The sequence below is a fragment of the Actinoplanes sp. 13 genome (assembly GCF_056134165.1).
In genome coordinates this window covers 235531-258118 of record NZ_JBVYOQ010000008.1, presented here as the reverse complement: position 1 = coordinate 258118, position 22588 = coordinate 235531, and the positions used below count along the sequence as shown (strand labels likewise).

Annotated in this window: 16 protein-coding genes and 1 riboswitch; of the genes, 6 read left to right on the top strand and 10 right to left on the bottom strand. The window is 71.6% G+C overall.

Annotated elements, in window-relative coordinates; all coding sequences use genetic code 11:
• Nucleotides 1-88: 88 nt before the first annotated feature.
• The 3 genes from rsmH to AC0NH5_RS19355 form a co-directional block, all read right to left on the bottom strand.
• On the bottom strand, nucleotides 89-1186 hold the full coding sequence (gene rsmH, locus AC0NH5_RS19365; protein ID WP_474405601.1) for a 16S rRNA (cytosine(1402)-N(4))-methyltransferase RsmH: 1098 nt from the start codon (nucleotides 1184-1186) through the stop codon (nucleotides 89-91).
• A gap of 239 nt (nucleotides 1187-1425) precedes the next feature.
• Nucleotides 1426-1857: a division/cell wall cluster transcriptional repressor MraZ gene (mraZ, locus tag AC0NH5_RS19360; protein WP_474405598.1), complete on the bottom strand. Its 432-nt coding sequence runs from the start codon at nucleotides 1855-1857 to the stop codon at nucleotides 1426-1428.
• 624 nt (nucleotides 1858-2481) lie between these two features.
• Nucleotides 2482-3297, bottom strand: coding sequence for a C40 family peptidase (locus AC0NH5_RS19355; RefSeq protein ID WP_474405595.1), 816 nt, complete (start codon nucleotides 3295-3297; stop codon nucleotides 2482-2484).
• A gap of 6 nt (nucleotides 3298-3303) precedes the next feature.
• Nucleotides 3304-3476: riboswitch (cyclic di-AMP (ydaO/yuaA leader) on the bottom strand.
• A 395-nt stretch (nucleotides 3477-3871) separates the two neighbouring features.
• Here AC0NH5_RS19355 and AC0NH5_RS19350 point away from each other — a divergent pair.
• Genes AC0NH5_RS19350 through AC0NH5_RS19340 form a run of 3 tightly spaced genes read left to right on the top strand, consistent with a single transcriptional unit; the run spans nucleotide 3872 to nucleotide 6632 of the window.
• Nucleotides 3872-5092, top strand: a complete 1221-nt coding sequence (locus AC0NH5_RS19350; protein ID WP_474405711.1) for a MurT ligase domain-containing protein — start codon at nucleotides 3872-3874, stop codon at nucleotides 5090-5092.
• Entirely contained in the window at nucleotides 5082-5795 is a 714-nt protein-coding gene (locus AC0NH5_RS19345) for a type 1 glutamine amidotransferase (protein ID WP_474405592.1), read from the top strand. Before AC0NH5_RS19350 ends, AC0NH5_RS19345 begins: the two co-directional genes overlap by 11 nt.
• 48 nt (nucleotides 5796-5843) lie before the next feature.
• Nucleotides 5844-6632 (top strand): TVP38/TMEM64 family protein, encoded by a 789-nt coding sequence (locus tag AC0NH5_RS19340; RefSeq protein WP_474405589.1) that lies wholly within the window; start codon nucleotides 5844-5846, stop codon nucleotides 6630-6632.
• Between the two features lie 343 nt (nucleotides 6633-6975).
• Here the strand turns inward: AC0NH5_RS19340 and AC0NH5_RS19335 are convergent, their stop codons facing one another.
• Nucleotides 6976-7734 (bottom strand): nucleotidyltransferase domain-containing protein, encoded by a 759-nt coding sequence (locus AC0NH5_RS19335; RefSeq protein WP_474405587.1) that lies wholly within the window; start codon nucleotides 7732-7734, stop codon nucleotides 6976-6978.
• A 47-nt stretch (nucleotides 7735-7781) separates the two neighbouring features.
• On the bottom strand, nucleotides 7782-10577 hold the full coding sequence (leuS, locus tag AC0NH5_RS19330) for a leucine--tRNA ligase (RefSeq protein WP_474405585.1): 2796 nt from the start codon (nucleotides 10575-10577) through the stop codon (nucleotides 7782-7784).
• 308 nt (nucleotides 10578-10885) lie between these two features.
• Here leuS and AC0NH5_RS19325 point away from each other — a divergent pair, with 308 nt between their 5' ends.
• The 3 genes from AC0NH5_RS19325 to AC0NH5_RS19315 are packed head-to-tail and all read left to right on the top strand — an operon-like array spanning nucleotide 10886 to nucleotide 15674.
• Nucleotides 10886-11929, top strand: a complete 1044-nt coding sequence (locus AC0NH5_RS19325) for an AAA family ATPase (protein WP_474405582.1) — start codon at nucleotides 10886-10888, stop codon at nucleotides 11927-11929.
• 2 nt (nucleotides 11930-11931) lie between these two features.
• Nucleotides 11932-13230, top strand: a complete 1299-nt coding sequence (locus tag AC0NH5_RS19320) for a DUF58 domain-containing protein (protein WP_474405579.1) — start codon at nucleotides 11932-11934, stop codon at nucleotides 13228-13230.
• Complete coding sequence (locus tag AC0NH5_RS19315; protein WP_474405577.1) at nucleotides 13227-15674, top strand: transglutaminase TgpA family protein; 2448 nt, start codon at nucleotides 13227-13229, stop codon at nucleotides 15672-15674. Before AC0NH5_RS19320 ends, AC0NH5_RS19315 begins: the two co-directional genes overlap by 4 nt.
• A 478-nt stretch (nucleotides 15675-16152) precedes the next feature.
• Here AC0NH5_RS19315 and AC0NH5_RS19310 read toward each other — a convergent pair whose 3' ends face one another.
• The 5 genes from AC0NH5_RS19310 to AC0NH5_RS19290 form a co-directional block, all read right to left on the bottom strand.
• Complete coding sequence (locus AC0NH5_RS19310; protein WP_474405574.1) at nucleotides 16153-16542, bottom strand: DUF3040 domain-containing protein; 390 nt, start codon at nucleotides 16540-16542, stop codon at nucleotides 16153-16155.
• A gap of 307 nt (nucleotides 16543-16849) precedes the next feature.
• Entirely contained in the window at nucleotides 16850-18028 is a 1179-nt protein-coding gene (locus AC0NH5_RS19305) for an alkaline phosphatase family protein (protein ID WP_474405571.1), read from the bottom strand.
• Complete coding sequence (locus AC0NH5_RS19300) at nucleotides 18025-18768, bottom strand: methyltransferase domain-containing protein (protein WP_474405569.1); 744 nt, start codon at nucleotides 18766-18768, stop codon at nucleotides 18025-18027. Before AC0NH5_RS19300 ends, AC0NH5_RS19305 begins: the two co-directional genes overlap by 4 nt.
• Nucleotides 18769-18844: 76 nt before the next feature.
• Nucleotides 18845-19210 carry an SSI family serine proteinase inhibitor gene (locus tag AC0NH5_RS19295; RefSeq protein WP_474405566.1) on the bottom strand — a complete coding sequence of 122 codons (366 nt, stop codon included), beginning with the start codon at nucleotides 19208-19210 and terminating at the stop codon, nucleotides 18845-18847.
• A 54-nt stretch (nucleotides 19211-19264) separates the two neighbouring features.
• Complete coding sequence (locus AC0NH5_RS19290) at nucleotides 19265-22588, bottom strand: error-prone DNA polymerase (RefSeq protein ID WP_474405563.1); 3324 nt, start codon at nucleotides 22586-22588, stop codon at nucleotides 19265-19267.

The window sequence follows — 22588 nt, the reverse complement described above, 5'->3', positions numbered from 1 at the left end:
CCCCGCCCGGCGGCGTAGTCACGCGACTGCGGCGCACGGCCCCCCGACCGCGGCGCGTCGTCTCGCTCGCTCATGCTCGCCCCTCCCCCTACTCCATCGCCCCCGGGCGTAACCGCCCTCGTCCCCCGCGCGTTGTCTCCCCGGGCCGCCCCGGTTCGCCGCCGCGTGCCGGCCCGGCTGCCATCCGGGGCCGTTCGCGGCCGGCCCCGGGCGCCTGCTGCCCTCGTCCCCGCCCCTGCTCGATCCGTTCCACGGCGCGCAGTTTCACCGAGGCCGCCCTCGGGTTCTCCGCCACCTCCGCCTCGCTGGGCGGCTCGGACCCCCTGGTGAGCAGCCGCAGCGTCGGACCGGTCCCGGGAAGCTCGACCGGCAGGTCGATCGGCCCGGTACTGCGCGACCTCGCGGTGAGTGCGCGCTTGACGATCCTGTCCTCCAGTGATTGATAACTCATCACCACAAGGCGCCCTTGAGGCGCCAACGCGTCCAAAGCATGCGGAACCGCTTGCTCGAGGACGTCGAGCTCGCCGTTCACCTCAATGCGTAGTGCCTGAAACGTCCTTTTTGCCGGATTACCACCCGTTCGGCGCGCGGCGGCGGGGATCGCGTCCTTCACCAGCTCGGCCAGCCGGGCGGTGGACGTGATCCGGGCCTTCGCCCGCTCCCGCACGATCGCCGAGACGACCCGCGGCGCGAACTTCTCCTCGCCGTACTGCCGGAGGATCCGCACCAGCTCGCCAGGCTCGTACGTGTTGACGATCTCCTCGGCGGTGATCCCCCGGGACTGGTCCATCCGCATGTCGAGCGGAGCGTCCTGCGCGTACGCGAAACCGCGGTCCGCCTCGTCCAGCTGGAGCGAGGAGACCCCGAGGTCGAACAGTCCGCTGTGGATCGCCGGGATGTCGAGCTCGTCGAGCACCCGGGGCAGCTCGTGATAGACCGCGTGCACGAGATGGATCCGGCCCTCGTAGCGGGCCAGCCGGTGTCGTGCGTGCGCCAGTGCCTCGGTGTCCCGGTCGAGCCCGATCAGGACGACGTCCGGATGACGGTCGAGCACCGCCTCGGCGTGCCCGCCCAGCCCGAGCGTGAAGTCGACGTGGACCGCACCCGGCAGTTCGAGCGCGGGACCGAGCAGCTCGAGGCAACGCTCGAGCAGCACCGGAACGTGCGCGCCCCGCGGCTCCCCCATGTCGACCCCCACTGCCCCACGCGCTCACATGTCACCCGGCTGTTCAGTTACCAAGCCGGCCCGGTCCGCCTGTCCGTACCGCCAGATCCCCATCCGCTCATGTTCCGGGCCGGAAGAACCGGCCGGAACACGCGCCTGGCGCCGGGGAAGAGGCGCCAGGAGCGGGAGCGGCTGGAGATCTCGCAGTACGGCGGCAGTGGCGTCCGGGCCGTGCCGGTGGCCCACCGAGGTGCCACGCCTTACAGTCCGCCGGGCAGCACCCCCTCCTCGATGTCGGCGAACTCTTCCTCGCTCGCCGAGAGGTAGTCGTCCCAGGACTGCTTGTCCCAGATCTCGACCCTGGTGCTGGCCCCGATCACCACGAGGTCCCTGCCGAGGCTCGCGTAGTCCCGCAGATGCGCGGGGATGGTGACCCGGCCCTGCTTGTCGGGGACCTCGTCGTGCGCGCTGGCGAAGAACACCCGGCTGTAGGCCCGGGCGGCCTTGTTCGTCACCGGCGCCTCCCGCAGCTGACCGGCGAGCCGCTGGAACTCCGGCATCGGGAACACGTAGAGACAGCGCTCCTGTCCTTTGGTGATCACGACACCTCCCGCCAGCTCGTCACGGAATTTCGCCGGAAGGATCAGCCGGCCCTTCTCGTCCAGGCGCGGGGTGTGCGTGCCGAGGAACATCGGCCCAACCCCCCTTGCCGTGGCGCCCGCTCCTTCGCGGTGGAGTCGGTCCGCCTCTCAACTCGGGCCGGCAGGCTTCGGTGTTATTCCTCGGTCCTGCCACTGCGCCCCACTCTACTCCACTTCCCTCCACCTGCAACCCGAAAGCGAGCTCTCACGAACCGTATTCGCGGACGAAACCCCAGTTCACAGGCGGTGGGGCGAAGTGGAGCGGCAGAGCATGATCCACGAGGTCTGGTTTCCGACATCGGGCTCAGCAGGTTCGAAAAGTCCCCGTTTCAGGGCCCTCCGACGGCCATTTCGACCGTCCGGGGAGGAAAGTGGGGGCGGCCGGGGAGGAATGTGGAGCGCCCCGGGGAGCAAATTGGAGCGGGCTCGCGACAAAAGTGACCCCGGCCGGCTCTCGGTGCGGCCCGGATCTCTCCCCACAGCTCCGGGAAGCCGGCGGAACAACCATGGCAGCCGGCCGTCAACGGAAACGCCTGTGGGGTGTGACCCGAACCGGGCCACACCCCACAGGCGTGTCTGTTCCTTACTTGTCGCGGCGCTGCGGTCCCGCGCGGTGCCACCACACCGCCGCGGGAGGCAAGGATCGCACCTTACTTACTGCGCCGCTGTGCCACGTCAGGCGACGAGACGCCGCACGACGTAGTTCTTGCTCCACATCTTGTGCTTCCCGACCCGGGCGCCACTGTGCGGCGAGTCGTAGATGTACCCGTTCCCGGCGTAGATCCCGGCGTGATAGCCGTACGACCCGTTCCGGAACACGATCAGGTCACCGATCCGCTTGTTGCTCTTGGCGACCGCCTTGCCGTACTTCTGCTGCGAGTTCGCCTTGTGCGGCAGCGACTTGCCCGCCGCCTTCTTGTAGACGTACTTCGTGTAACCCGAGCAGTCGAACCGGCTCGGGCCGGACGCGCCGTACAGGTACAGAGCGCCCTTGTGCCTCTTCGCCTCCGCCAGGATCTTCGCGCCGCTGGCCTTCACGGTGATCTTGACCTTGGTCGTGGTCACCTGCTTGAAGCCGGACCCGGTGAAGACGGTACGGGTCCACGCCGTGTTCTTCGGCTTGGCGGCGAGCGTGACCGTCCCGTTCTGGTTCCGGACGGCCTCGGTGTCCCAGGTCCGCCATGCTCCGTTGCTGTAACCCTGGAGCCGGACGGTGCCCTTGGCGATCTTGCCGGTCCGCGGGTCGATGACCTTGGCGGTGACCTTGAGAGTGGAGCCCCACTTGACGCTCCGGGTGCTGGCCTTCGCGGACAGCTTGGGCGTCACCGTCGCCGCGGCCGCCGAGACGGCGGTGACCGGGGTGACACCGGCAGCGGAGGCGGCCGAAGTGGTCACCAGCTGTCCGGCGCAGAGGCAGAGGCCCAGGGAGAGTGCGACAGTGCCGGTGCCGGCCGACAGGCGGCGGCCCCGGCGCGAACTGTGTTCGCCCACGGTAGAGAGTTCCCTCCGGCACGCCTGCGAGGTTAGCTGTCGGGTTCGGGCGGGAAGGTTGCCCGGCCGCCGAGGCGGCTTCACCCCAAGGTCACCCCCTGGTGCGTCACGTGGAGCCGTGACGCGGGACGGACCGCTGTTGGGTCCCCCGTCCCTGCCCCCGAATGCCTTCATGTGTCTTCGGTACCGGGTGGTCGCGCCGTCCAGCTCGGGGCAGGGCTCGGCGTGAACCGAACCGGCGCGACCGGCGAGCGGTTGCTGCCGGCCCAACCTTGCTACCTGAACCGCGCCATGATCGTCACCGTGTGCATCCTCACGCTCGGTAATTGGCCACACTGCCCCTGTCCAGTTTGTTGCCACCGCGTGACAAATGCCGTTACCTCCTGGAGCTGACCGAATACGCGCCGTCTAAGGTTACGGGTGAAACAGAACACATAAAACGTCGCGGGAGAACCGGGAGCGTGACCAGCCCACCCGGACCGGCGAAAACGTCCGTGGAACGATGATCTTGACCGTCTGGCAACGTGGCGTGACTTTTGCTTCCGGTACCCTCGCTGGCGTGACGGACGGGAAGATGCCTCTCATCGCCAAGGTCGCGACCTCCGTGTCGAAGACCGCTGCGGCGCTCTCCAGGGCCGCGGGCCGCGGCGACGGCTCGGTGATCGGCGGCTGGATCGGCCTGAAGATCGATCCCGACCTGCTCAAGCACCTCGCCTCCGGCCGGGCCGTGGCGCTCGTCTCCGGCACCAACGGCAAGACCACCACGACCCGGTTCGCCGCGGCGGCAGTCGGCTATCTGGGCCGGGTCGCCACCAACTCCTTCGGCGCGAACATGCCCACCGGCCACACCTCGGCACTGGCGAAAGAGGGGCACACCCCGTTCGCCGTGCTGGAGGTGGACGAGCACTATCTCGCCCAGGTGATCGACGCCACCGATCCGCGGGTGGTGGCGCTGCTCAACCTCTCCCGGGACCAGCTCGACCGGGCCAAGGAGGTGGCGATGATGGCGCAGATGTGGCGGGTGGCGCTGGCGAACCACCCCGACATCCGGGTGGTGGCCAACGCCGACGACCCGATGGTCGTCTGGGCCGCGAGCAGCAGCCCGCAGGTCACCTGGTTCAGCGCCGGCCAGCGCTGGCTGGACGACTCGTTCGTCTGCCCGGAGAGCGGCCACCCGATCGAACGGGCAAACGGCGACTGGTGGTGCACCGGCTGCCCGCTGCGCCGCCCCCGGCCGCACTGGACGGTCGAGGACGAAGGCGTGATCGACCCGCGCGGCGACTGGCATCTGGTCAAGCTCCAGCTCCCCGGCAAGGTCAACATCGGGAACGCGGCCACCGCGCTCGCCGTCGCCGCCGAGTTCGGGGTTCGCCCGATCGAGGCCCTTCCCCGCCTCTCCCAGGTGACGTCGATCGCGGGTCGCTACGCGCAGGTGGACCGGGACGGCCGCAACATCCGGCTGCTGCTGGCGAAGAACCCGGCCAGCTGGCTGGAGGCCTTCGACATGGCCGATCACGCCCCCACGCTGCTGTCCATCAACGCCCGCGACCCCGACGGCCTGGACACCTCGTGGCTGTGGGACGTCGACTTCTCCCCGCTGCGCACCCGCCCGGTGCTGATCACCGGCGACCGTGCGTACGACCTGGCCGTCCGGCTCCAGGTGAACCAGGTGCCGTTCCGGCACGTACTCAGTTTCGACGAGGCGTTGCGCGCGGTACCGCCCGGCCGCCTCGAAGTGATCGCCAACTACACGGCGTTCCAGGACATCCGAGCGGAGTTGGACCGTGTCAACTGAGGCCCTTCGGATCGTGTGGATCTACCCCGATCTGCTTTCCACCTACGGCGACCGGGGCAACCTGCTGATCCTGGCGCACCGGGCGGCCGCCCGCGGCGTCCCGGTCGAGACCTACGAGGTCCGCTCCGACCAGCCGATGCCGTCCACCGCCGACATCTATCTGATCGGCGGCGGCGAGGACGGCCCGCAGGCGCTCGCCGCGCAGCGGCTGATCACCGACGGCGGTCTGCACCGGGCGGTCAACCAGGGCGCCGCCGTCCTGGCGATCTGCGCCGGTTACCAACTCTTCGGTCACTCGTTCTTCGCCAAGGGAGCGAAAGTCGCCGGGCTGGGTCTGCTGGACATCTCCTCGGACCGGGGCGAGACCCGGGCCGTCGGGGAGCTGCGCGGCGACATCGACCCCCGGCTCGGTCTGCCGCCGCTCACCGGTTTCGAGAACCACGGCGGGCGCACCCATCTCGGCCAGCACGCGATGCCGCTGGCCAAGGTCACCGCGGGCATCGGCAACGACGGCCAGACCGAGGGCGCGTGGTACGGCAAGATCCTCGGCACCTATTCGCACGGCCCGGCGCTCGCCCGCAACCCAGCGATAGCCGATCTGCTACTGCGATGGTCCACCGGCGCGGATAGGCTTGCGCCCCTGGACGACACCTGGCCGGACCGGCTGAGGGGCGAACGACTCGCCGCGGCGAGCCCGGTGTGACCCGCACGACCTGACCTGAACCGACGACAGTTGGGGCGGTAAGCCTGCATGACCGACATCCTGATCGCCCCGCGGGGCGCAACCTCCTCCGCGGACCCTCAGGCCGTTACGCAGACCGCACCTCAGGCCACTGCACCTCACGCCACCCCGGTCACCTGGAAGCGGCGCCTCGCCCGCTTCGGCGCGCTCGGCGTCGTGGTGGGCCTGCTCGCGGCCGCCGCCGCCATGCTCCCCCTGCGTGAGATCGGCGCCGGTGTCGACAACCTCGGCCCCGGCGCCCCCGCCGCCGTCGCGATCGTCGGCGGCCTGCTCCTGTCGGTCCTGGTCCCCCGCACCGCGATCACCCTGCTCTGCGGCCTGCTCCTGGGCGCCGCCACCGGCGCGCTCGCCGCCCTGGCAGCCGCCATCATCGCCGCGACCGCCACCTATTACGCCGGTCGCTGGGCCGGCCGCGGCGCCCTCAACGCCCGGGCCGGCAGCCGCCTCGACCGCCTCGACGGCTGGCTGAACCGTCGCGGCCTCTCCGCCGTGCTGCTGGTCCGCTTCCTGCCGCTGGCCCCGTTCGGCCTGGTCGGCTACGCCTACGGCACCACCAGCGTCTGCCGCAAGCGCTACCTGCTGGGCACCACGATCGCCGCCATCCCGTCCACGGTCACCTACGCCGTGATCGGCGCGGCGGTCGCCGCCCCCGGCGAGATGAGCCCGGCCACGCTCGCCCCGGCCGCCATCGGCTTCGCCCTCTCCACCGCGATCGTCCTCCGCTGGCGCTACACCTCCCGCCGCGACGCCGCCACCGCCGCGGCCCCCACCGCCACGCCGGCCACCGCCACCGCCTGACCGCCCCACGGGCCACCGCCACCGCCCACAGCTCCGGGAGCCGGCCGTCTGCCCCCGGGCCGGTCACTGAGGCGCGCCCTGCAGTGGGGCGCCGGGAGCCGGCTGGTGAGGCAGTGGAGGGGTGAGCGTGAGGACCCGCTTCAGCCCGGCGGACGCGCTGCGGCCGCGAGGGTGCAGCTGGCGGACGCGCTGCGGCCGCGAGGGTGCAGCTGGTCGCGTTGATGCCACGGGCAGCCCCGCTTGCGTTTGGGTGCCCCGGTTACGCGTACGACAAAGGTCGAAAAAGCAGCGCCGAACGGCTCGGACCGGTCGGCAGAGTTCGGCGTCGGGTGGCCTGGATCGGTCAGCGGAGCAGTTCGGCGTCGGGTGGGCCGTTCGGGTCCAGGGCGTAGTCGAGGTAGGCGAGCAGGTCGGCGCGGCGCCGGAACGGGTTGCGGTATCGGGCTGGGCCGCCGCAGCGCAACCGCAACGCCTCGGCGATGATCCGCTCCCAGCCGGGATAGCTGCGCAGCGCGTAGTGACCGCTTTCGGTCTTGGAGGTCACGCGCTCGGTGACCAGGGTGTGCCGCAGGCGGGACACGCCGAGCACGCCCCAGGAGACCGCCCACGAGGAGAGGCCGGCCGGGCTGTGGCGCATCCGGGCCGCCCACGGGCGCCAGTAGGACTCGAGGTTGACGCGGGTGCTGTCGGCCAGCGCGGGCCAGTCGGTGAAGATCTCCGGGCGTTCCGGGCCGCGCACGGCGACGCCGCTCTGGGCGAGGACGTGCCAGGTGACCAGGTTGCGCTCGAAGCGGGAGGACGGCTCGATCCGGTTCTCGTGCACGGCCGGGCCGGGCGGCACGGTGCCGGGGTCGGCGAGCAGGTCGGCCCAGGTGACGTAGAGGCCGTCGAAGTACGGCCGGCGGGGCATGCCGCTGTGGATCTCCAGGACAGTGCGGGGGTCCGCGGGCTCCTCGGTGACCACGACGAAGTCGATGTCGCTGACGCCCGGCCGGTAGTCGCCGAGCGCGACCGATCCTTGCAGGTAGAGGCCCTCGACCAGGCCGGGCGCGAGGATGTCGGCGCGGACCAGGAACTCGGTGGCGGTCAGCTCGTAGGACACGGCCCGTCACGTTTCCACATGACGGGCCGTGTGTCTCGTCCGCAAGGTCAGACGACGACGCTCACCAGGCGGCCGCGGACCACGATGACCTTCTTCGGCTCGCGGCCCGCCAGCACCTCGGCGACCTCGGCCAGCGCCGCCGCGCGGACGTCGGCCTCGGCGGTGTCCGGGGCCACCTCGATCCGGCCGCGGACCTTGCCGTTGATCTGCACCGGGTAGGTGATCGAGTCGGCGACCAGCTGGGCCGGGTCGGCGACCGGGAAGTCGGCGTACGCCAGCGTCCCGGAGTGACCCAGCTTGCCCCACAGTTCCTCGGCCAGGTGCGGCGCGAACGGCGACAGCATCAGCACCAGCGGTTCGACCGCCTCGCGGGACACCGCCGGCAGCGGGGTCAGCGTGTTGGTCAGCTCGATCAGCTTGGCGATCGCGGTGTTGAACCGCAGCTCGTCCATGTCCTCACGGACCCCGGCGATGATCCGGTGCAGGGTCTTGCGGGTCTTCGGGTCCAGCGGCTCGTCGGTGACCCGGACCGCGCCGGTCTCCTCGTCCACCACCAGGCGCCAGGCGCGCTGCAGGAACCGCTGCGAGCCGACGACCGCGCGGGTCTCCCAGGGCCGGGAGACGTCCAGCGGGCCCATCGCCATCTCGTACACCCGGAACGTGTCGGCGCCGTACTGCTCGCACATCTCGTCGGGGGTGACGACGTTCTTCAGCGACTTGCCCATCTTGCCGTACTCCCGGGTGACCGCGGCGTCGCCGTGGAAGTACTTGCCGTCGCGCTCGACGACCTCTTCGGCGGGCACGATCACCCCACGGGCGTCCCGGAACGCGTACGCCTGGATGTAGCCCTGGTTGAACAGCTTGCGGAACGGCTCGAAGGACGAGACGTGGCCCAGGTCGAACAGCACCTTGTGCCAGAACCGCGCGTACAGCAGGTGCAGCACCGCGTGCTCGACACCGCCGACGTACAGGTCGACGCCGCCGCTGTCGCCGTCGCGCCGCGGGCCCATCCAGTAGGCCTCGTTCGCGGGGTCGACCAGCACCTTGGAGTTGTGCGGGTCCAGGTAGCGCAGTTCGTACCAGCAGGAGCCGGCCCACTGCGGCATGGTGTTGGTCTCGCGGGTGTACGTCTTCAGCCCGTCGCCCAGGTCCAGCTCGACCTGCACCCAGTCCTTCTTGCGGGACAGCGGGGTCTCCGGCTCGGTGTCCGCGTCGTCCGGGTCGAACGTGCGCGGCGAGAAGTCGTCCACGTCGGGCAGCTCGACCGGCAGCATCGACTCGGGCAGCGCGATCGGCAGGCCGGTCTCGTCGTAGACGATCGGGAACGGCTCGCCCCAGTAGCGCTGCCGGCTGAACAGCCAGTCCCGCAGCCGGTACGTGGTGGCGCCGGAGCCCTTGCCGTGCTCCTCCAGCCAGGCGATCATCGCGGCCTTGGCCTCGGCGACGCCCTTGCCGTCCAGCCAGTCGCTGTTGATCGCCGGGCCCTCGCCGGTGTACGCGCCCTCGAAGCCCTCCGGCGCCTCGACGGTCCGGATGATCGGCAGGTCGAAGACCTCGGCGAACTCCCAGTCACGCACGTCCTGGCCGGGCACCGCCATGATCGCGCCGGTGCCGTACCCGGCCAGCACGTAGTCGGCGATGAAGACCGGGACACGCGCGCCGTTGACCGGGTTCTCCGCGTACGCCCCGGTGAAGACGCCGGTCTTCACCTTGCCGTCGGCGGTCCGCTCCTCGTCGGTCTTGGCCGCCGCGGCCGCGCGGTACGCGGCCACCGCCTCGGCCGGGCTCGCCGCGCCACCGGTCCAGGCGTCCTTCGTGCCGTCCGGCCAGGCGGCCGGCATGATCCGCTCGACCAGGTCGTGCTCCGGGGCCAGCACCATGTAGGTGGCGCCGAACAGGGTGTCCGGGCGGGTGGTGAAGACGCGGATGTGCTCGCCGTCGCCGACCGGGAAGTCGACGTGCGCGCCCCGGGACCGGCCGATCCAGTTGCGCTGCATCAGCTTGACCGGCTCCGGCCACTCCAGCGAGTCCAGGTCGTCGACCAGGCGGTCGCCGTACGCGGTGATCCGCATCATCCACTGCTTCAGGCTGCGCTGGAAGACCGGGAAGTTGCCGCGCTCGCTGCGCCCGTCCGGGGTGACCTCCTCGTTGGCCAGCACGGTGCCCAGGCCGGGGCACCAGTTGACCGGGGCCTCGCTCATGTAGGCCAGGCGGTGGTCGTCGACCACCTTGCGGCGCTCGACCGGGGACATGTCCGCCCACTCCGGGCGGGTCTTCAGCTTCTCGATCAGCTCGCTGATCGGCCTGGCCCTGCCCTGCTCCGGGTCGAACCACGAGTTGAAGACCTGCAGGAAGATCCACTGGGTCCAGCGGTAGTACTCCGGGTCGGTGGTGGAGAACGAGCGGCGCTCGTCGTACGCCAGGCCCAGCCGCTTCAGCTGCTGCCGGTACCGCTCCACGTTCGCCGCGGTGGTCACCGCCGGATGGGTGCCGGTCTGCACCGCGTACTGCTCGGCGGGCAGGCCGAACGCGTCGAAGCCCATCGGGTGCAGCACGTTGAAGCCGGCCATCCGCTGATAGCGGGTGTAGCAGTCGGTGCCGATGTAGCCCAGCGGGTGCCCGACGTGCAGGCCGGCGCCGGACGGGTACGGGAACATGTCCTGCACGTGCAGCTTGGGGGCCCCGGCCCGGGGGTGTGCGGGATCAGCCAGCTCGCCGACCGGGTTCGGCGCGTGGAAGGTCCCGTTCTCGGTCCAGTACGCCTGCCAGCGCAGCTCGATCTCGCCGGCCATGGATGCGGTGTAACGGAACGGCGGGGTCTCGGTCTCGCTCATCTTCACCATCTCGTCGTTTTTCGATCGCGTCAGGACACAAAAAAGCCCCTCACGCAGGAGGGGTAGCCGTGCCTGGTCCGTCGGGACGGATCAGCACGGCCGGCTAAGGAGCAGAACGAACCGAGCCATGCCAGGCATGATACCCGCCGGCCGTCACCGACTGCGACCGGTATACCCCGTGTGGGCGGGCATCTCCGTCGATCAGGTCGTTCGGCGAAGGTTGCGAACGGGGCTAACCTGTGAGGACGGGCAACGAGCGCCGGAGGCCCACGGCCGCTGGGCGCCCACACCCTTTGACACTTTTTTGGAGGAGGCCCGTGACAACGCCGACCTGGGGCGAGCCGGCAGGCCCGCTGACGAGTGCCGAGTTCGGCGCCGCGACGCACGCCATCATGGCCAACATCGAGCAGGTCATCGAGGGCAAGAGCGCGACGGTCCGGCTCGCGGTCGCGGTCCTGCTGGCCGAGGGGCACCTGCTCATCGAGGACGTGCCGGGCGTCGGCAAGACGAAACTGGCCAAGGCGCTGGCCCGCTCGATCGACTGCTCGGTCCGCCGTATCCAGTTCACCCCCGACCTGCTGCCCAGCGATGTGACCGGGGTCAGCGTCTACAACCAGGAGACGCGCGACTTCGAGTTCAAGCCGGGCGCGGTCTTCGCCAACCTGGTGGTGGGTGACGAGATCAACCGGGCCTCGCCGAAGACGCAGTCCGCCCTCCTGGAGTGCATGGAGGAGCGGCAGGTCACCGTCGACGGCACGACGTACGAGCTGCAGGCGCCGTTCATGGTGGTCGCGACGCAGAACCCGATCGAGATGGAAGGCACCTACCCGCTGCCGGAGGCGCAGCGGGACCGGTTCACCGCCCGGATCGCGATGGGTTATCCGGACCCGCGGGCCGAGCTGGCCATGCTGAGCGGGCACGGCGACCACGACCCGCTGAACGACCTGCGCGCGGTGGCCGATGCCGCGCTGGTCCGCCGGCTGATCGAGACGGTCCGGCACGTGCACGCCGCCGACGTCGTCCAGCAGTACGCGATCGCGCTGGTCACCGCGACCCGGGAGGCACCCGAGATCCGTCTCGGGGCGTCCCCGCGGTGCACGCTCCAGCTGCTGCGCACGGCCAAGGCGGTCGCCGCGCTGGAGGGCCGGGACTACGTGCTCCCGGACGACATCCAGAACCTCGCGGTGCCGGTCCTCGCGCACCGGGTCATCCCGACCGCGGACGCGCAGCTCAACAGGCGGACCACCGACGCGATCGTGTCCGAGATCGTGCACCGGCTGCCGCTGCCGCACGACCGGTCCCGCAATCCGTACGACACCCGCGACGGCCGCCCGACGTCGTACGAGCCGCGGGGGCGCTGACCATGCGGGAGGCGCTGCGGGGACTCACGACGCGCGGCCGCTCGTTCCTGGCCGCGGCGATCGCCGCCGCGGTCTCCGCGCTCATTCTCGGCGAACGCGACCTGCTCCGGGTCGCGGTGCTGCTGGCCGCGCTGCCGCTGATGGCCGCGTGGTACGTCGGTCGCAGCCGGTACAAGCTGGCCTGCACCCGGTCGCTGGAGCCGGGCCGCGCGCCGGTCGGCTCGAGCGCCCGGGTGATCCTGCGCCTGCAGAACATGTCCCGGCTGCCCACCGGCACCATGCTGCTGGAGGACCGCCTGCCGTACGCGCTGGGCAGCCGTCCCCGGGTGGTCCTGGAGCGCCTCGGCGCCCACCAGGCCAGCTCGGTGGCCTACACGGTGCGTGCCGACGTCCGCGGCCGGTACCCGATCGGCCCGCTGATGGTCCGGCTCACCGACCCGTTCGGGCTCTGTGAGCTGACGCGCTCGTTCCCCAGCGTCGACCGGCTCACCGTGATCCCGCAGGTGGTCGGCCTGCCCCGGGTCCGGCTCGCCGGGGAGTACGCGGGAACCGGCGAGAGCCGCGCCCGCTCGGTGGCGGTGCACGGCGAGGACGACGCGGCGACCCGGGAGTACCGGCGCGGCGACGACCTGCGCCGGGTGCACTGGCGTTCCACCGCGCGGACCGGTGAGCTCATGGTCCGCCGCGAGGAGCAGCCCTGGGAGAGCCGGGCCACGGTGGTCCTCGACACCCGTCAGCACGCGCACCGCGGCGAGGGCCCGACCGCCAGCTTCGAATGGGCGGTCGCGGCGACCGCCAGCATCGCGGTGCACCTACGACAGGCGGGCTACAAGCTTCGCCTGGTGACCGGCGACGGCATCGACATCGACGCCTCCGAAGCCGGTGGGGAGGGATTGATCCTGGACACCCTGGCCGATGTGAAGCTCAGCCAGACCGGCGACATCTCGGTCCTGGTCGAGCACGTACGCCGCCGTTCCGACGGCGGCCTGGTGATCGGGCTCTTCGGCGCGCTCACGACGGCCGAGGCGGAGCTGCTCAGCCAGCTCCGCGGCAACGGCGCGACCTGCATCGGGTTCGCCGTCGACAGCGCCACCTGGGTGCCGATGACCACCGGCGACCGGGAGGAGTCGGACCGCGAGCACGCGGCCGCCTCGCTCGCCCTGGTGCGCAGCGGCTGGCGGTCAGTGCCGGTGACGCACGGCGACACCCTGCCGGCGCTCTGGCCCGCGGTGGCCCGGGGCTCGCAGGGCTTCGCCTACCGGGCGGCGATGGCCGAGACCGTGAGCGGGGTGAACCGATGACCGGCCGGCGCCGGCTCGGGCTGGTCGCGGCGGCTGCCACGCTGCTCGCCGCCGCACCCCTGGCGTCGATCTTCGACACGTACAAGTGGCTGATGCTGGCCATGCTGACGGTCGTGATGATCGCGGGCGCCGCGGTGGCCGCGCGCACACTGCGCTTCCCGACCTGGGCGCAGACCCTGTGCATGGTCGTGGCGCTGGTGCTCACGCTGACCTGGATCTTCCCGAGCGGCAAGGAGATCCTGATTCCGCAGCCGGCCACGTTCGCGCACTTCGCGGACCTGATCCGGCAGGCCGGCGAGGACACCAGGTCGTACGGCGTCCCGGTCCCGGACCGCGACGGCCTGCATTTCGTCGCCGTCCTCGGCATCGGCGCGGTCGCCATCCTGGTGGACCTGCTCACCGCGGTGTTCCGCCGGCCCGCGCTGGCCGGTCTGCCGATGCTCGCCATCTACTCGATCCCGGTCGCCGTCTATCTGGACAGCGTCCCGGTGGTCCCGTTCATCATCGGCGCGGCCGGCTATCTCTGGCTGCTGGTCGCCGACAACGTCGACCGGGTGCGCCGCTTCGGCCGCCGTTTCACCGGCGACGGCCGGGACGTCGACGTCTGGGAGCCGTCCCCGCTCGCCGCGGCCGGCCGCCGGATCGGTGTACTCGGTGTGCTGGTGGCGGTGCTGCTGCCGCTCGCCGTGCCGACCGTCTCCGGCGGGCTTCTCTCCCGGCTGACCCAGAGCGGCACCGGGCCCGGCCCCGGCGGCACCGGCCCCGGCGGCGGGCGGATCAACCTGTTCGCGGCGCTCAGCGGCCAGCTCACGCAGAACGCCACCATCAACATCATCCGCGTGAAGACGGACGAGAAAGACCCGTTCTACCTGCGGTTCGGCGTGGCGGACGTGCTCACCGCCGACGGCTTCGGCAACGAGGCCCCGCGCGGACCGTCGCTCTCCAACGGCCTGCCCGATCCGAGCCGGGTCAGCCCGCGCACCGAGTTCAACCAGTACCAGGCCGAGATCGAGATCAGCGACGCGCTGCGCCAGAGCATGGTGCCGCTGTACACGTTCCCGACCGACGTGCGCGGGTTGTCGGGGCCGTGGGCGTACGACAACAACCAGCTGGTGCTCTACTCCGGGCGGGCCACCACCGGCAACCAGCGGTACCAGTTCACCTACCAGCGCGCGCAGTACGACAAACAGGATCTGCGGGACGCCCCGGAGCTCGCCCTGGACAGCCCGATGCGCAAGTACACCGCGGCGCCTCCGGACAGGACCGTGCAGGGCAAGGTCGCCACGCTGACCCGGAACAAGCGCACCGACTACGACAAGGTCCTGGCGATCTACGAGTCGTTCGCGGCGAAGGAAGGGTTCAAGTACAACCTGCAGACCCAGAGCACCGGCAACACCTCGGACATCGCGGCCTTCCTGGAGAACAAGGAAGGCTACTGCCAGCAGTACGCGGCGGCGATGGCGTGGATGGTCCGCGCCGCCGGCATCCCGGCCCGGGTGGCGTTCGGCTTCACCAAGGGCACCCCGCAGGGCGACGGCACGTTCCAGATCACCAACCGGAACGCGCACGCCTGGACCGAGGTCTGGTTCGAGGGCTTCGGCTGGGTGCCGTTCGACGCCACACCGTCCTCCGGTGTGCTCGGCTCGACGCGGACCCCCTGGGCCGAGGACGTCGACCGGGTCGAACCGACCGCCACCGCGTCGGCCGGCGCCGAGACGCCCGGCTCGGCGTCCTCGACCGCTCCCGACCAGGCCGAACGCCCCGACCAGGCGAACGACGGCGGCGGTGCGGCGGCCGATGACGGCGGGAACTCCGACGGCGGCTCCTGGACGCCGCTGCTGGTCACGGCCGGTGTCCTGCTGGTGATGCTGGTGCTGCTCATCCCGGCGATGAGCCGGGCCCTGCTGCGCCGCCGGCGGCACTCCGTAACCGTCCCGCAGGCCGCCATGGTCACCGCGGGCGCGGCCGGTGCGGCCGGTGGCATCACGGACATCACGGTGACCAGCGAATCGGTCCGCGCCAAGGCGGACGCCCACGCGGCCTGGGACGAACTCATCGACACGATGATCGACTTCCGGGTGCCGGTGGACCCGACCGAGACGCCGCGGATCACCGCGCAACGCCTCATCCGGGAGACCGAACTCGCCGGCGACCAGGCCGCGGCAGCATCCCTGCTGGGTACGGCCGAGGAACGCGCCCGTTACGCCCGCAAGCCCCTGCAGGGCGCCGAACTCACCGCGGCGCTCAACCAGGTCCGCTCGGGCGTGGCCGCCACCGCACCGTTCCGCACCCGGCTGCGTGCCACCCTCCTGCCGCCGTCGGTGCTCCTGAACTGGCGGCTGGCCCTCACCGAACGCTCCACCCGCATCGCCGAGAACGCCACCCGCCTGCGGGACTCCCTCGGCCGTTTCAGCCCGCGCAGGCTGATCTCCCGCGCTCGCTGATCTCCACCCACTGATCAGAAACGGCCGGGCTGGGCGATTTCCATCGCTCAACCCGGCCGTTCCAGTACGCGCAACCGAACTCCCCGCCACCCCCGGACCGCCGCCCCCGCTGCCCCCACCCCCGCCGCGCGAGCACAGCGCACCCACCGGGCCGAACGCCTCAGTCGGTGGGGACTTCGGGTTCGAAACGCACCCAAAATCCCCACACACGGGCTGGACGCAAGCAGCGTGGGGACTTCGGGTCCGGAGCGCACCCAAAATCCCCACACACGGGCTGAAGCTCGGTCAGCGTGTGGACTTCGGGTCTGGAGCGCGCCTCAAGTCACCACGGTGAGGGGTGGAGGGCCGGCCGGCGAGCGCGGGTGGGCACGCGGCGAGCGCGGGTGGGCGCGGGTGGCGGCGCGTGGAGAAATGACGAAGGCGGCCGGGCTGCGGCCGCCGTTCGTCGGGAGCCGGCGTGGTGAGCGCCGGCTCTGGGTCAGCGATGTCCCTCCGGGCGTTGCCGCCACCGATCCTCGAGCCTGTCGATCAGGCCGCCCTTGCGGCCGCCGGAGCGGGCGCGCCGCGTGGCGGTGCCACCGACGGACTTGAGGTCGGGCGCCTGGCTGCGGCGCCGTGACTGCATGGCGAAGGCGGCTGAGCCGAGCATGACGACGAAGCCGGCCACGCCGAGCGGCGTGTTCTGACTCACCGTCCCGTAGACGACGAGTGCCAGACCAAGGACGATCACGAACGCGGCGATGAGGAGCCGGCGCCGTGCGTGGAAACGCGGGTCGCTGGCCCGCACAGCCGAGGCGAACTTGGGGTCCTCGGCAAGCGACCGCTCGATCTGATCGAACAGCCGCTGCTCGTGCTCCGAGAGCGGCACGGCATTCCTCCCCGGGCGCATGTCCGACCCCGCAGCAGGGTCGGGGTGGTGCAGGTGTGGTGAAACGGGGCAGCCGTCGGCTGCCTTATCACGCAAGTCTACGAGCGGGTTGGCGGGTCGGAAAGCGGGACGACCGCCGAGTGCGGGTGATTTTCCGTGCCGCGAAGATCGGTTCGTCCCAAAAGACCGACTACCTCGGCCGCGCGGCGGTCGATCACCGGATGATCGGGCTCCGGCCACGACTGGTGAGCTGGGTCGTTGCATGATCGGCCGGGGCGGGCGGGCAATCCGTGCCAATCGATGGGCTTCAGCGCACGATCAGCAGCGGGACGGTCATCTCGGCCGCGGTGACGGACCCGTGGTACCCGACCAGCCGTCCCGCCTTCGCCGGTTCCCAGCCGTCGGCGACGGTGATGGCCCGCCCCTGGCAGATCACCACCACGTCCCCGATCCGGTTCGCGTGCGCGGCGGGCACCGGGCCGTACCACCCCTCGGCGATCACCTCGTCCCGGGTGAGCACCCGGGCGTCCGGGCCGAGGACGCCGCGCCAGTTCGCGAGCACGGTCTCCAGCGCGCCGTCGGCGGTGTGCAGGTAGCGGACCCGGGGCTCGCCGGTCACCCCGATCACCCCGTCGGTCAGAGCCGGCAGCGCGGCCATGTCGTAGCGGCCGTCCTCGGGCACGTTGAGCTGGCCGTGGTCGGCGACGACCAGGAGCGCGGCGCCCGGCGGCAGGCCGTGCACCAGCTGGTCGAGGAGCCGGTCGACCCCCCGCGCGGCCTCCCGCCAGGTCTCCGAGTCCACCCCGTCCTCGTGGCCGAAGTGGTCGAGGTCCGGGTGGTATCCGTAGACGAGGGCCGGCCCGTCGGCCGACCGCAGCGCCGCGAGCATGCCGGCGGCCACGGCCGGGCCGTCGTCGGCGCCGACGTAGGCGCCGCCCCGGCTCGCCGCGAGGGTGAGCCCGCTGCCCTCGAACGCCGACCGGTTCACGACGGTGACCCGCACCCCGGCGGCCGCGGCGGTCTCCATCCAGGTCGGGACCGGCTGCCACTGCCGGGGGTCGGGGTCGTCGCCCCAGTAGATGTGGGTGAGTGGCCGGCCGTCGGGGCGGCGGACCGTGAACCCGAGGATGCCGTGCGCCCCGGGCGGCGCCCCGGTGCCGAGGGTGACCAGGCTGACCGGGGTGGTGGACGGGAAGCCACTGGTCAGCGTGCCGGCGTGGCCCCGGCCGCCGGCGGCGAGGTCGGCGAGCACCGGGGCGTGCCGGGCGACGAGCGGCAGTTGGTAGGCGCCCATCCCGTCGACCAGCAGCACACCGATCCGGTTGATGCCGTCGAGGCGGGCGCCGAGCCCGAGGACGTCCGTCGCGCCCGGCACCCCGAGCACCGCGCAGGCGCTGGGGAGCAGGTCGGCCAGGCTGCCCCGGCCGTAGGCGGGCGGCAGCGTCCGGAGCGCGTCCGGGTGCAGGCCGTCCTCCGGGACGATCATGACCGGCGCGCGAAGAGGTGCAGCTGGGAGGCGATGTCCCGGAACGGCGGTTGCGCGCTCAGCTCCAGTTCGAGCTCCAGGACGGCCTGCGAGTCCTCCTCGAGCACCGCGGCCGGCAGCAGGTCGGCGACCACCCGGACCCCGTGGGTCTCCTCCACCGTGAGCCCGGCGGCCGTCAGCAACGCGGTCGCGCCCGCCACGTCGTACCGGCGCAGCAGGGTGTCGCGCGGCCCGGCCCGGCCGTCCCGGTCGGTCACCAGGGCGGTGGCCGCGGTCAGGTGGCCGTTGATCGCCCGGGCCAGGATGGCGGCCGCGCGGCTCGCCACCAGCAGGCTGGCCGCGCCGCCGGGGCGCAGGGCGGCGGTCACCGCGGCGACCACCCCGGCCGGGTCGTCGACCACCTCGAGGACCGAGTGGCACAGGATCAGATCGGCGCTGCCCGGCTCGACCAGCGTGGCGAGCGCGTCGCCGTCACCCTGCACGGCGTGGATCCGGTCGGCGACCCCCGCGTCGGCGGCACGCCGGGTGAGTGCGGCGAGCGCGTCCGGGCTGGCGTCGATCACCGTGACGGTGTGCCCGGCCTCGGCCAGCGGCACGGCGAACCCGCCCGTCCCGCCGCCCACGTCGAGCACGGTCAGCTGACGGCCGGGGTGCCGGTCCAGTTCCCGGCGGAGCACCGCCCAGACCGCGGCGGTGCGGGCCGTGACGTGCGGTCGTCCGGTACGCGCTGAAGTTTCCACCCCGGCAGACTAGCCCGTGTTCCGGGCGGCGGGCCGGAGCGAGGCCGTACCGCCGGGGAACCGGCCCTGACCCGCCTCAGAAGGCGAAGAGGACGCCCGTCGCGCGGGTCATCTCGCAGGTGTTGCCGTACGTCTTCTGCCACTGCACCGCCTTGCCGCGCCACGTGCCCTTGATCCGGGCCGTCACGGGCTTGTAGAGCAGGATGCAGAGCGAGTCGCCGGCCTGGAGCCGGCCCGGGTCGGCGCCGGCCCGGCGCAGCGTCGCGCAGGCCTGTGCCGGTTTCGGGTGGGCGCCGCCGGTCGGGTCACAGGTGAGCCGGACGGCCGTGGCGGCCCCGGTGTAGGTGAGCGACAGCGTGGAGCGTGGAGCCGCTGCGGCGGGACCCGCCGTGCTCAGGAGCGCGGCCGCGATCACCGCGAATCCGATCAGTTTCTGCCTCATGGTGCACCCCCGGTTGGCTGTTCCGCGAGCACCCTACACCGTAAAAGGTGCAAATCATCGGAAATCGCGGGATGCCGGCGTAACCGGCGGGTGCACCTGCTCCAGCCGGTCGGCGACCAGGTTCAGCACCCCTTCGACCTTCTCCAGCCGGCCGCGCACCAGCAGTGCCGTACTGCTGCGGGCCACCCGCCGGTACCGCTGCCAGAGCCCCGGCGAGCAGGTCACGTTCAGCATCCCGGTCTCGTCCTCCAGGTTCACGAACGTCACCCCGCCCGCGGTCGCCGGTCGCTGCCGGTGGGTGACGATCCCGCCGACCCGGATGCGGGTGCCCGCCTCCACCTGGGGCAGTTCCGCGATCGGCAGCGCACCGGCCCGGTCCAGCTCGTCGCGCAGGAACCGGGCCGGGTGGGTGTCCGGCGACAGTCCGGTCGCCCACACGTCCGCGACCAGTACGTCCACCTCGCTCATGCCGGGCAGCATCGGCGCCTCGGTGCCGGTCACCGTGCCGGGCAGGCGGTCCGGCTTGTCCTGGGCGGCGGCGCCGGCGGCCCACAGCGCCTCGCGGCGCGACAGGCCGAAACCCGCGAAGGCGTCGGCGGTGGCGAGGGCCTCCAGGTGGGCGGTGGAGCATCCGGTACGCCGGGCGAGATCCGTCATCGACCGGAACGGGCCACGGGCGCGCCGATCCTGCTCGATCTTCTCGGCGAGGTCTGCTCCGATCGTACGAATGCCGGCAAGTCCTTGCCGGACGGCCGGGCCGCCGAGTCCCCAGGCGTGCGGCGGCTCCCCGGCCTCGCTCTTACGCCGGCTGTCCGGCGTGGTCTCCAGGGTGGCCGCCGCGTCGCTGCGGTTGATGTCCGGCCGGCGCACCTCGACGCCGTGCCGGCGCGCGTCGTCCACCAGCGACTGGGGCGAGTAGAAGCCCATCGGCTGCGCGTTGAGCAGCGCCGCGCAGAACGCCGCGGGGTGGTACCGCTTCAGCCAGGCGCTCGCATAGACCAGGTAGGCGAAACTCATCGCGTGGCTCTCCGGGAAGCCGTAGTTGGCGAACGCGGAGAGCTTCACGAACAGGTCGTCGGCCAGTTGCCCGCTGATCCCGTTGGCGGCCATCCCGTCGTACAACCGCTTCTTGATCCTTTCCATCTTCTCGATCGAGCGTTTCGAGCCCATCGCCCGCCGCAGCTGATCCGCCTCCGACGGGTCGAAGCCGGCCACATCGATCGCGAGCTGCATCAGCTGCTCCTGGAAGAGCGGCACGCCGAGGGTCTTGGCGAGCGCGTTGCGCATCAGCGGATGCGGCACGAGGGGCGGCTCCAGGCCGTTCTTCCTTCTGATGTACGGGTGGACCGAACCGCCCTGGATCGGCCCGGGCCGGATCAGCGCCACCTCGATGACCAGGTCGTAGAACTCACCGGGCTTGAGCCGGGGCAGCGTGGCCATCTGCGCGCGGCTCTCCACCTGGAACACCCCGACCGAGTCCGCCCGGCAGAGCATCGCGTAGACCTCGGGGTCGTCCAGCGGCATCGTGGCGATGTCCAGCTCGTCGTCGATCATGTCGTACGCGTAGTGCAGCGCCGACAGCATGCCGAGCCCCAGCAGGTCGAACTTGACCAGGTCGACGGCGGCACAGTCGTCCTTGTCCCACTGGAGCACGCTGCGGCCCGGCATCCGGCCCCACTCCACCGGGCAGACCTCGATGATCGGCCGGTCGCAGATCACCATGCCGCCGGAGTGGATGCCGAGGTGCCGCGGAAACGTCTGCACCTCGTTGGCCGCGTCGACGACGCTGTCCGGGATGTCGGTGTCGGTGGTGGCCACGTCGCCCCAGCGGTCGATCTGCTTGCTCCAGGCGTCCTGCTGCCCGGGCGAGAACCCGAACGCGCGGGCCATGTCCCGCACCGCCGACCGGGGCCGGTAGGAGATCACGTTGGCCACCTGGGCGGTGTGCTCCCGCCCGTACTTCCCGTAGACGTGCTGGATGACCTCCTCACGGCGGTCGGACTCGATGTCCACGTCGATGTCGGGCGGACCGTCACGCTCCGGCGCCAGGAACCGCTCGAAGAGGAGGTTGTAGTGCACCGCGTCGACGTTGGTGATCCAGAGCGCGTAGCAGACCGCCGAGTTGGCGGCGGAGCCTCGACCTTGGCAGTAGATGTCGTTCTCCCGGCAGAACCGGACTATGTCGTAGACGACCAGGAAATAGCCGGGGAAGCCGAGCTCCTCGATCATGCGCAACTCGTGCTCGATCTGGGCGTAGGCCTTCGGGTTGTCGGGCCCGTACCGCTGCCGGGCGCCGTCCATGGTCAGCTCACGGAGCCAGGACATCTCGGTGTGCCCCCGCGGCACCGGATGGTCCGGCAGCCTCGGGGCGACCAGGTCCAGGTTGAAGGCGAGGTCCCGGCCGTAGATCGCGGCGTTCTCGACGGCGCCGGGATAGCCGGCGAACCGGCGGGCCATCTCGGCGCCGGTGCGCAGGTGCGCCGTGCCGGCCGCGGGCAGCCAGCCGTCCATGTCGTCCAGGCTGCGCCGGGCCCGGACCGCGGCCAGCGCGGTGGCCAGCCGGCGGCGGGACGGCGTCGCGTAGTGCACGTTGTTGGTCGCCACCACCTCCAGCTTCCGGCTGCCGGCCAGGTCGAACAGCAGGTCGTTGCGGTCGGCGTCGTACGGGTCGCCGTGGTCGGTCAGCTCGACGGCCACGTTCGGGGCGCCGAACAGGTCGACGAGACGGTCCAGTTCGTACGCCGCGGCCGCCACCCCGCCGGTGGCCAGCGCCAGCGGCACCGGGCCCTTGCGGCAGCCGGTCAGCACCAGCACGTGGTCACGCAGGACCTCGGCGACCTCGGCCAGGCCCTGATAGTCGGGTTTGCCCTTCTCCCCGCCCCGGAGGTGGGCCTGGGAGATCACCCGGGCCAGCCGCGAGTAGCCCTCGTGACCGTGCGCCAGCGCGAGCAGGTGCGTGCCCTCCGGGTCGGGCTCACCGTTCTGCGCCTTGGACAGGCCCAGCGACAACTCGGCGCCGAAGATCGTGGGCAGGCCCAGCTCACGGGCCGCCTGGGAGAAGCGCACCACGCCGTAGAAACCGTCGTGGTCGGTGACCGCCAGCCCGGTCAGCCCGAGCCGGGCCGCCTCCTCGGCCAGCTCCTCGGGATGGCTGGCGCCGTCCAGGAAGCTGAAGTTGGTGTGGCAGTGCAGCTCCGCATAATCCGTGGTGGCCTCCGCCCGGACCAGGCCGGGGGCGGCCCGGTACGGCTCGCGCTTGCGGCTCCAGGCGGGTGAGTCACCGCCGTCGCCGTCCACCGCCAGCGGGTCGACGACGGCCGGGCCGGAGAGCGTGCGCTCCAACTGTGCCCAGGGCACGTCCGGGTTGTGAAAGCCCAT

Bases quoted from the DNA above. Each gene is read 5' to 3' on its own strand.
- AC0NH5_RS19340 (WP_474405589.1), top strand. From the start codon at position 5,844: ATGACCGACATCCTGATCGCCCCGCGGGGCGCAACCTCCTCCGCGGAC.
- AC0NH5_RS19295 (WP_474405566.1), bottom strand. From the start codon at position 19,210: ATGAGGCAGAAACTGATCGGATTCGCGGTGATCGCGGCCGCGCTCCTG.
- mraZ (WP_474405598.1), bottom strand. From the start codon at position 1,857: ATGTTCCTCGGCACGCACACCCCGCGCCTGGACGAGAAGGGCCGGCTG.
- AC0NH5_RS19315 (WP_474405577.1), top strand. From the start codon at position 13,227: ATGACCGGCCGGCGCCGGCTCGGGCTGGTCGCGGCGGCTGCCACGCTG.
- leuS (WP_474405585.1), bottom strand. From the start codon at position 10,577: ATGGTGAAGATGAGCGAGACCGAGACCCCGCCGTTCCGTTACACCGCA.
- rsmH (WP_474405601.1), bottom strand. From the start codon at position 1,186: ATGGGGGAGCCGCGGGGCGCGCACGTTCCGGTGCTGCTCGAGCGTTGC.
- AC0NH5_RS19290 (WP_474405563.1), bottom strand. From the start codon at position 22,588: ATGGGCTTTCACAACCCGGACGTGCCCTGGGCACAGTTGGAGCGCACG.
- AC0NH5_RS19320 (WP_474405579.1), top strand. From the start codon at position 11,932: ATGCGGGAGGCGCTGCGGGGACTCACGACGCGCGGCCGCTCGTTCCTG.
- AC0NH5_RS19305 (WP_474405571.1), bottom strand. From the start codon at position 18,028: ATGATCGTCCCGGAGGACGGCCTGCACCCGGACGCGCTCCGGACGCTG.
- AC0NH5_RS19350 (WP_474405711.1), top strand. From the start codon at position 3,872: ATGCCTCTCATCGCCAAGGTCGCGACCTCCGTGTCGAAGACCGCTGCG.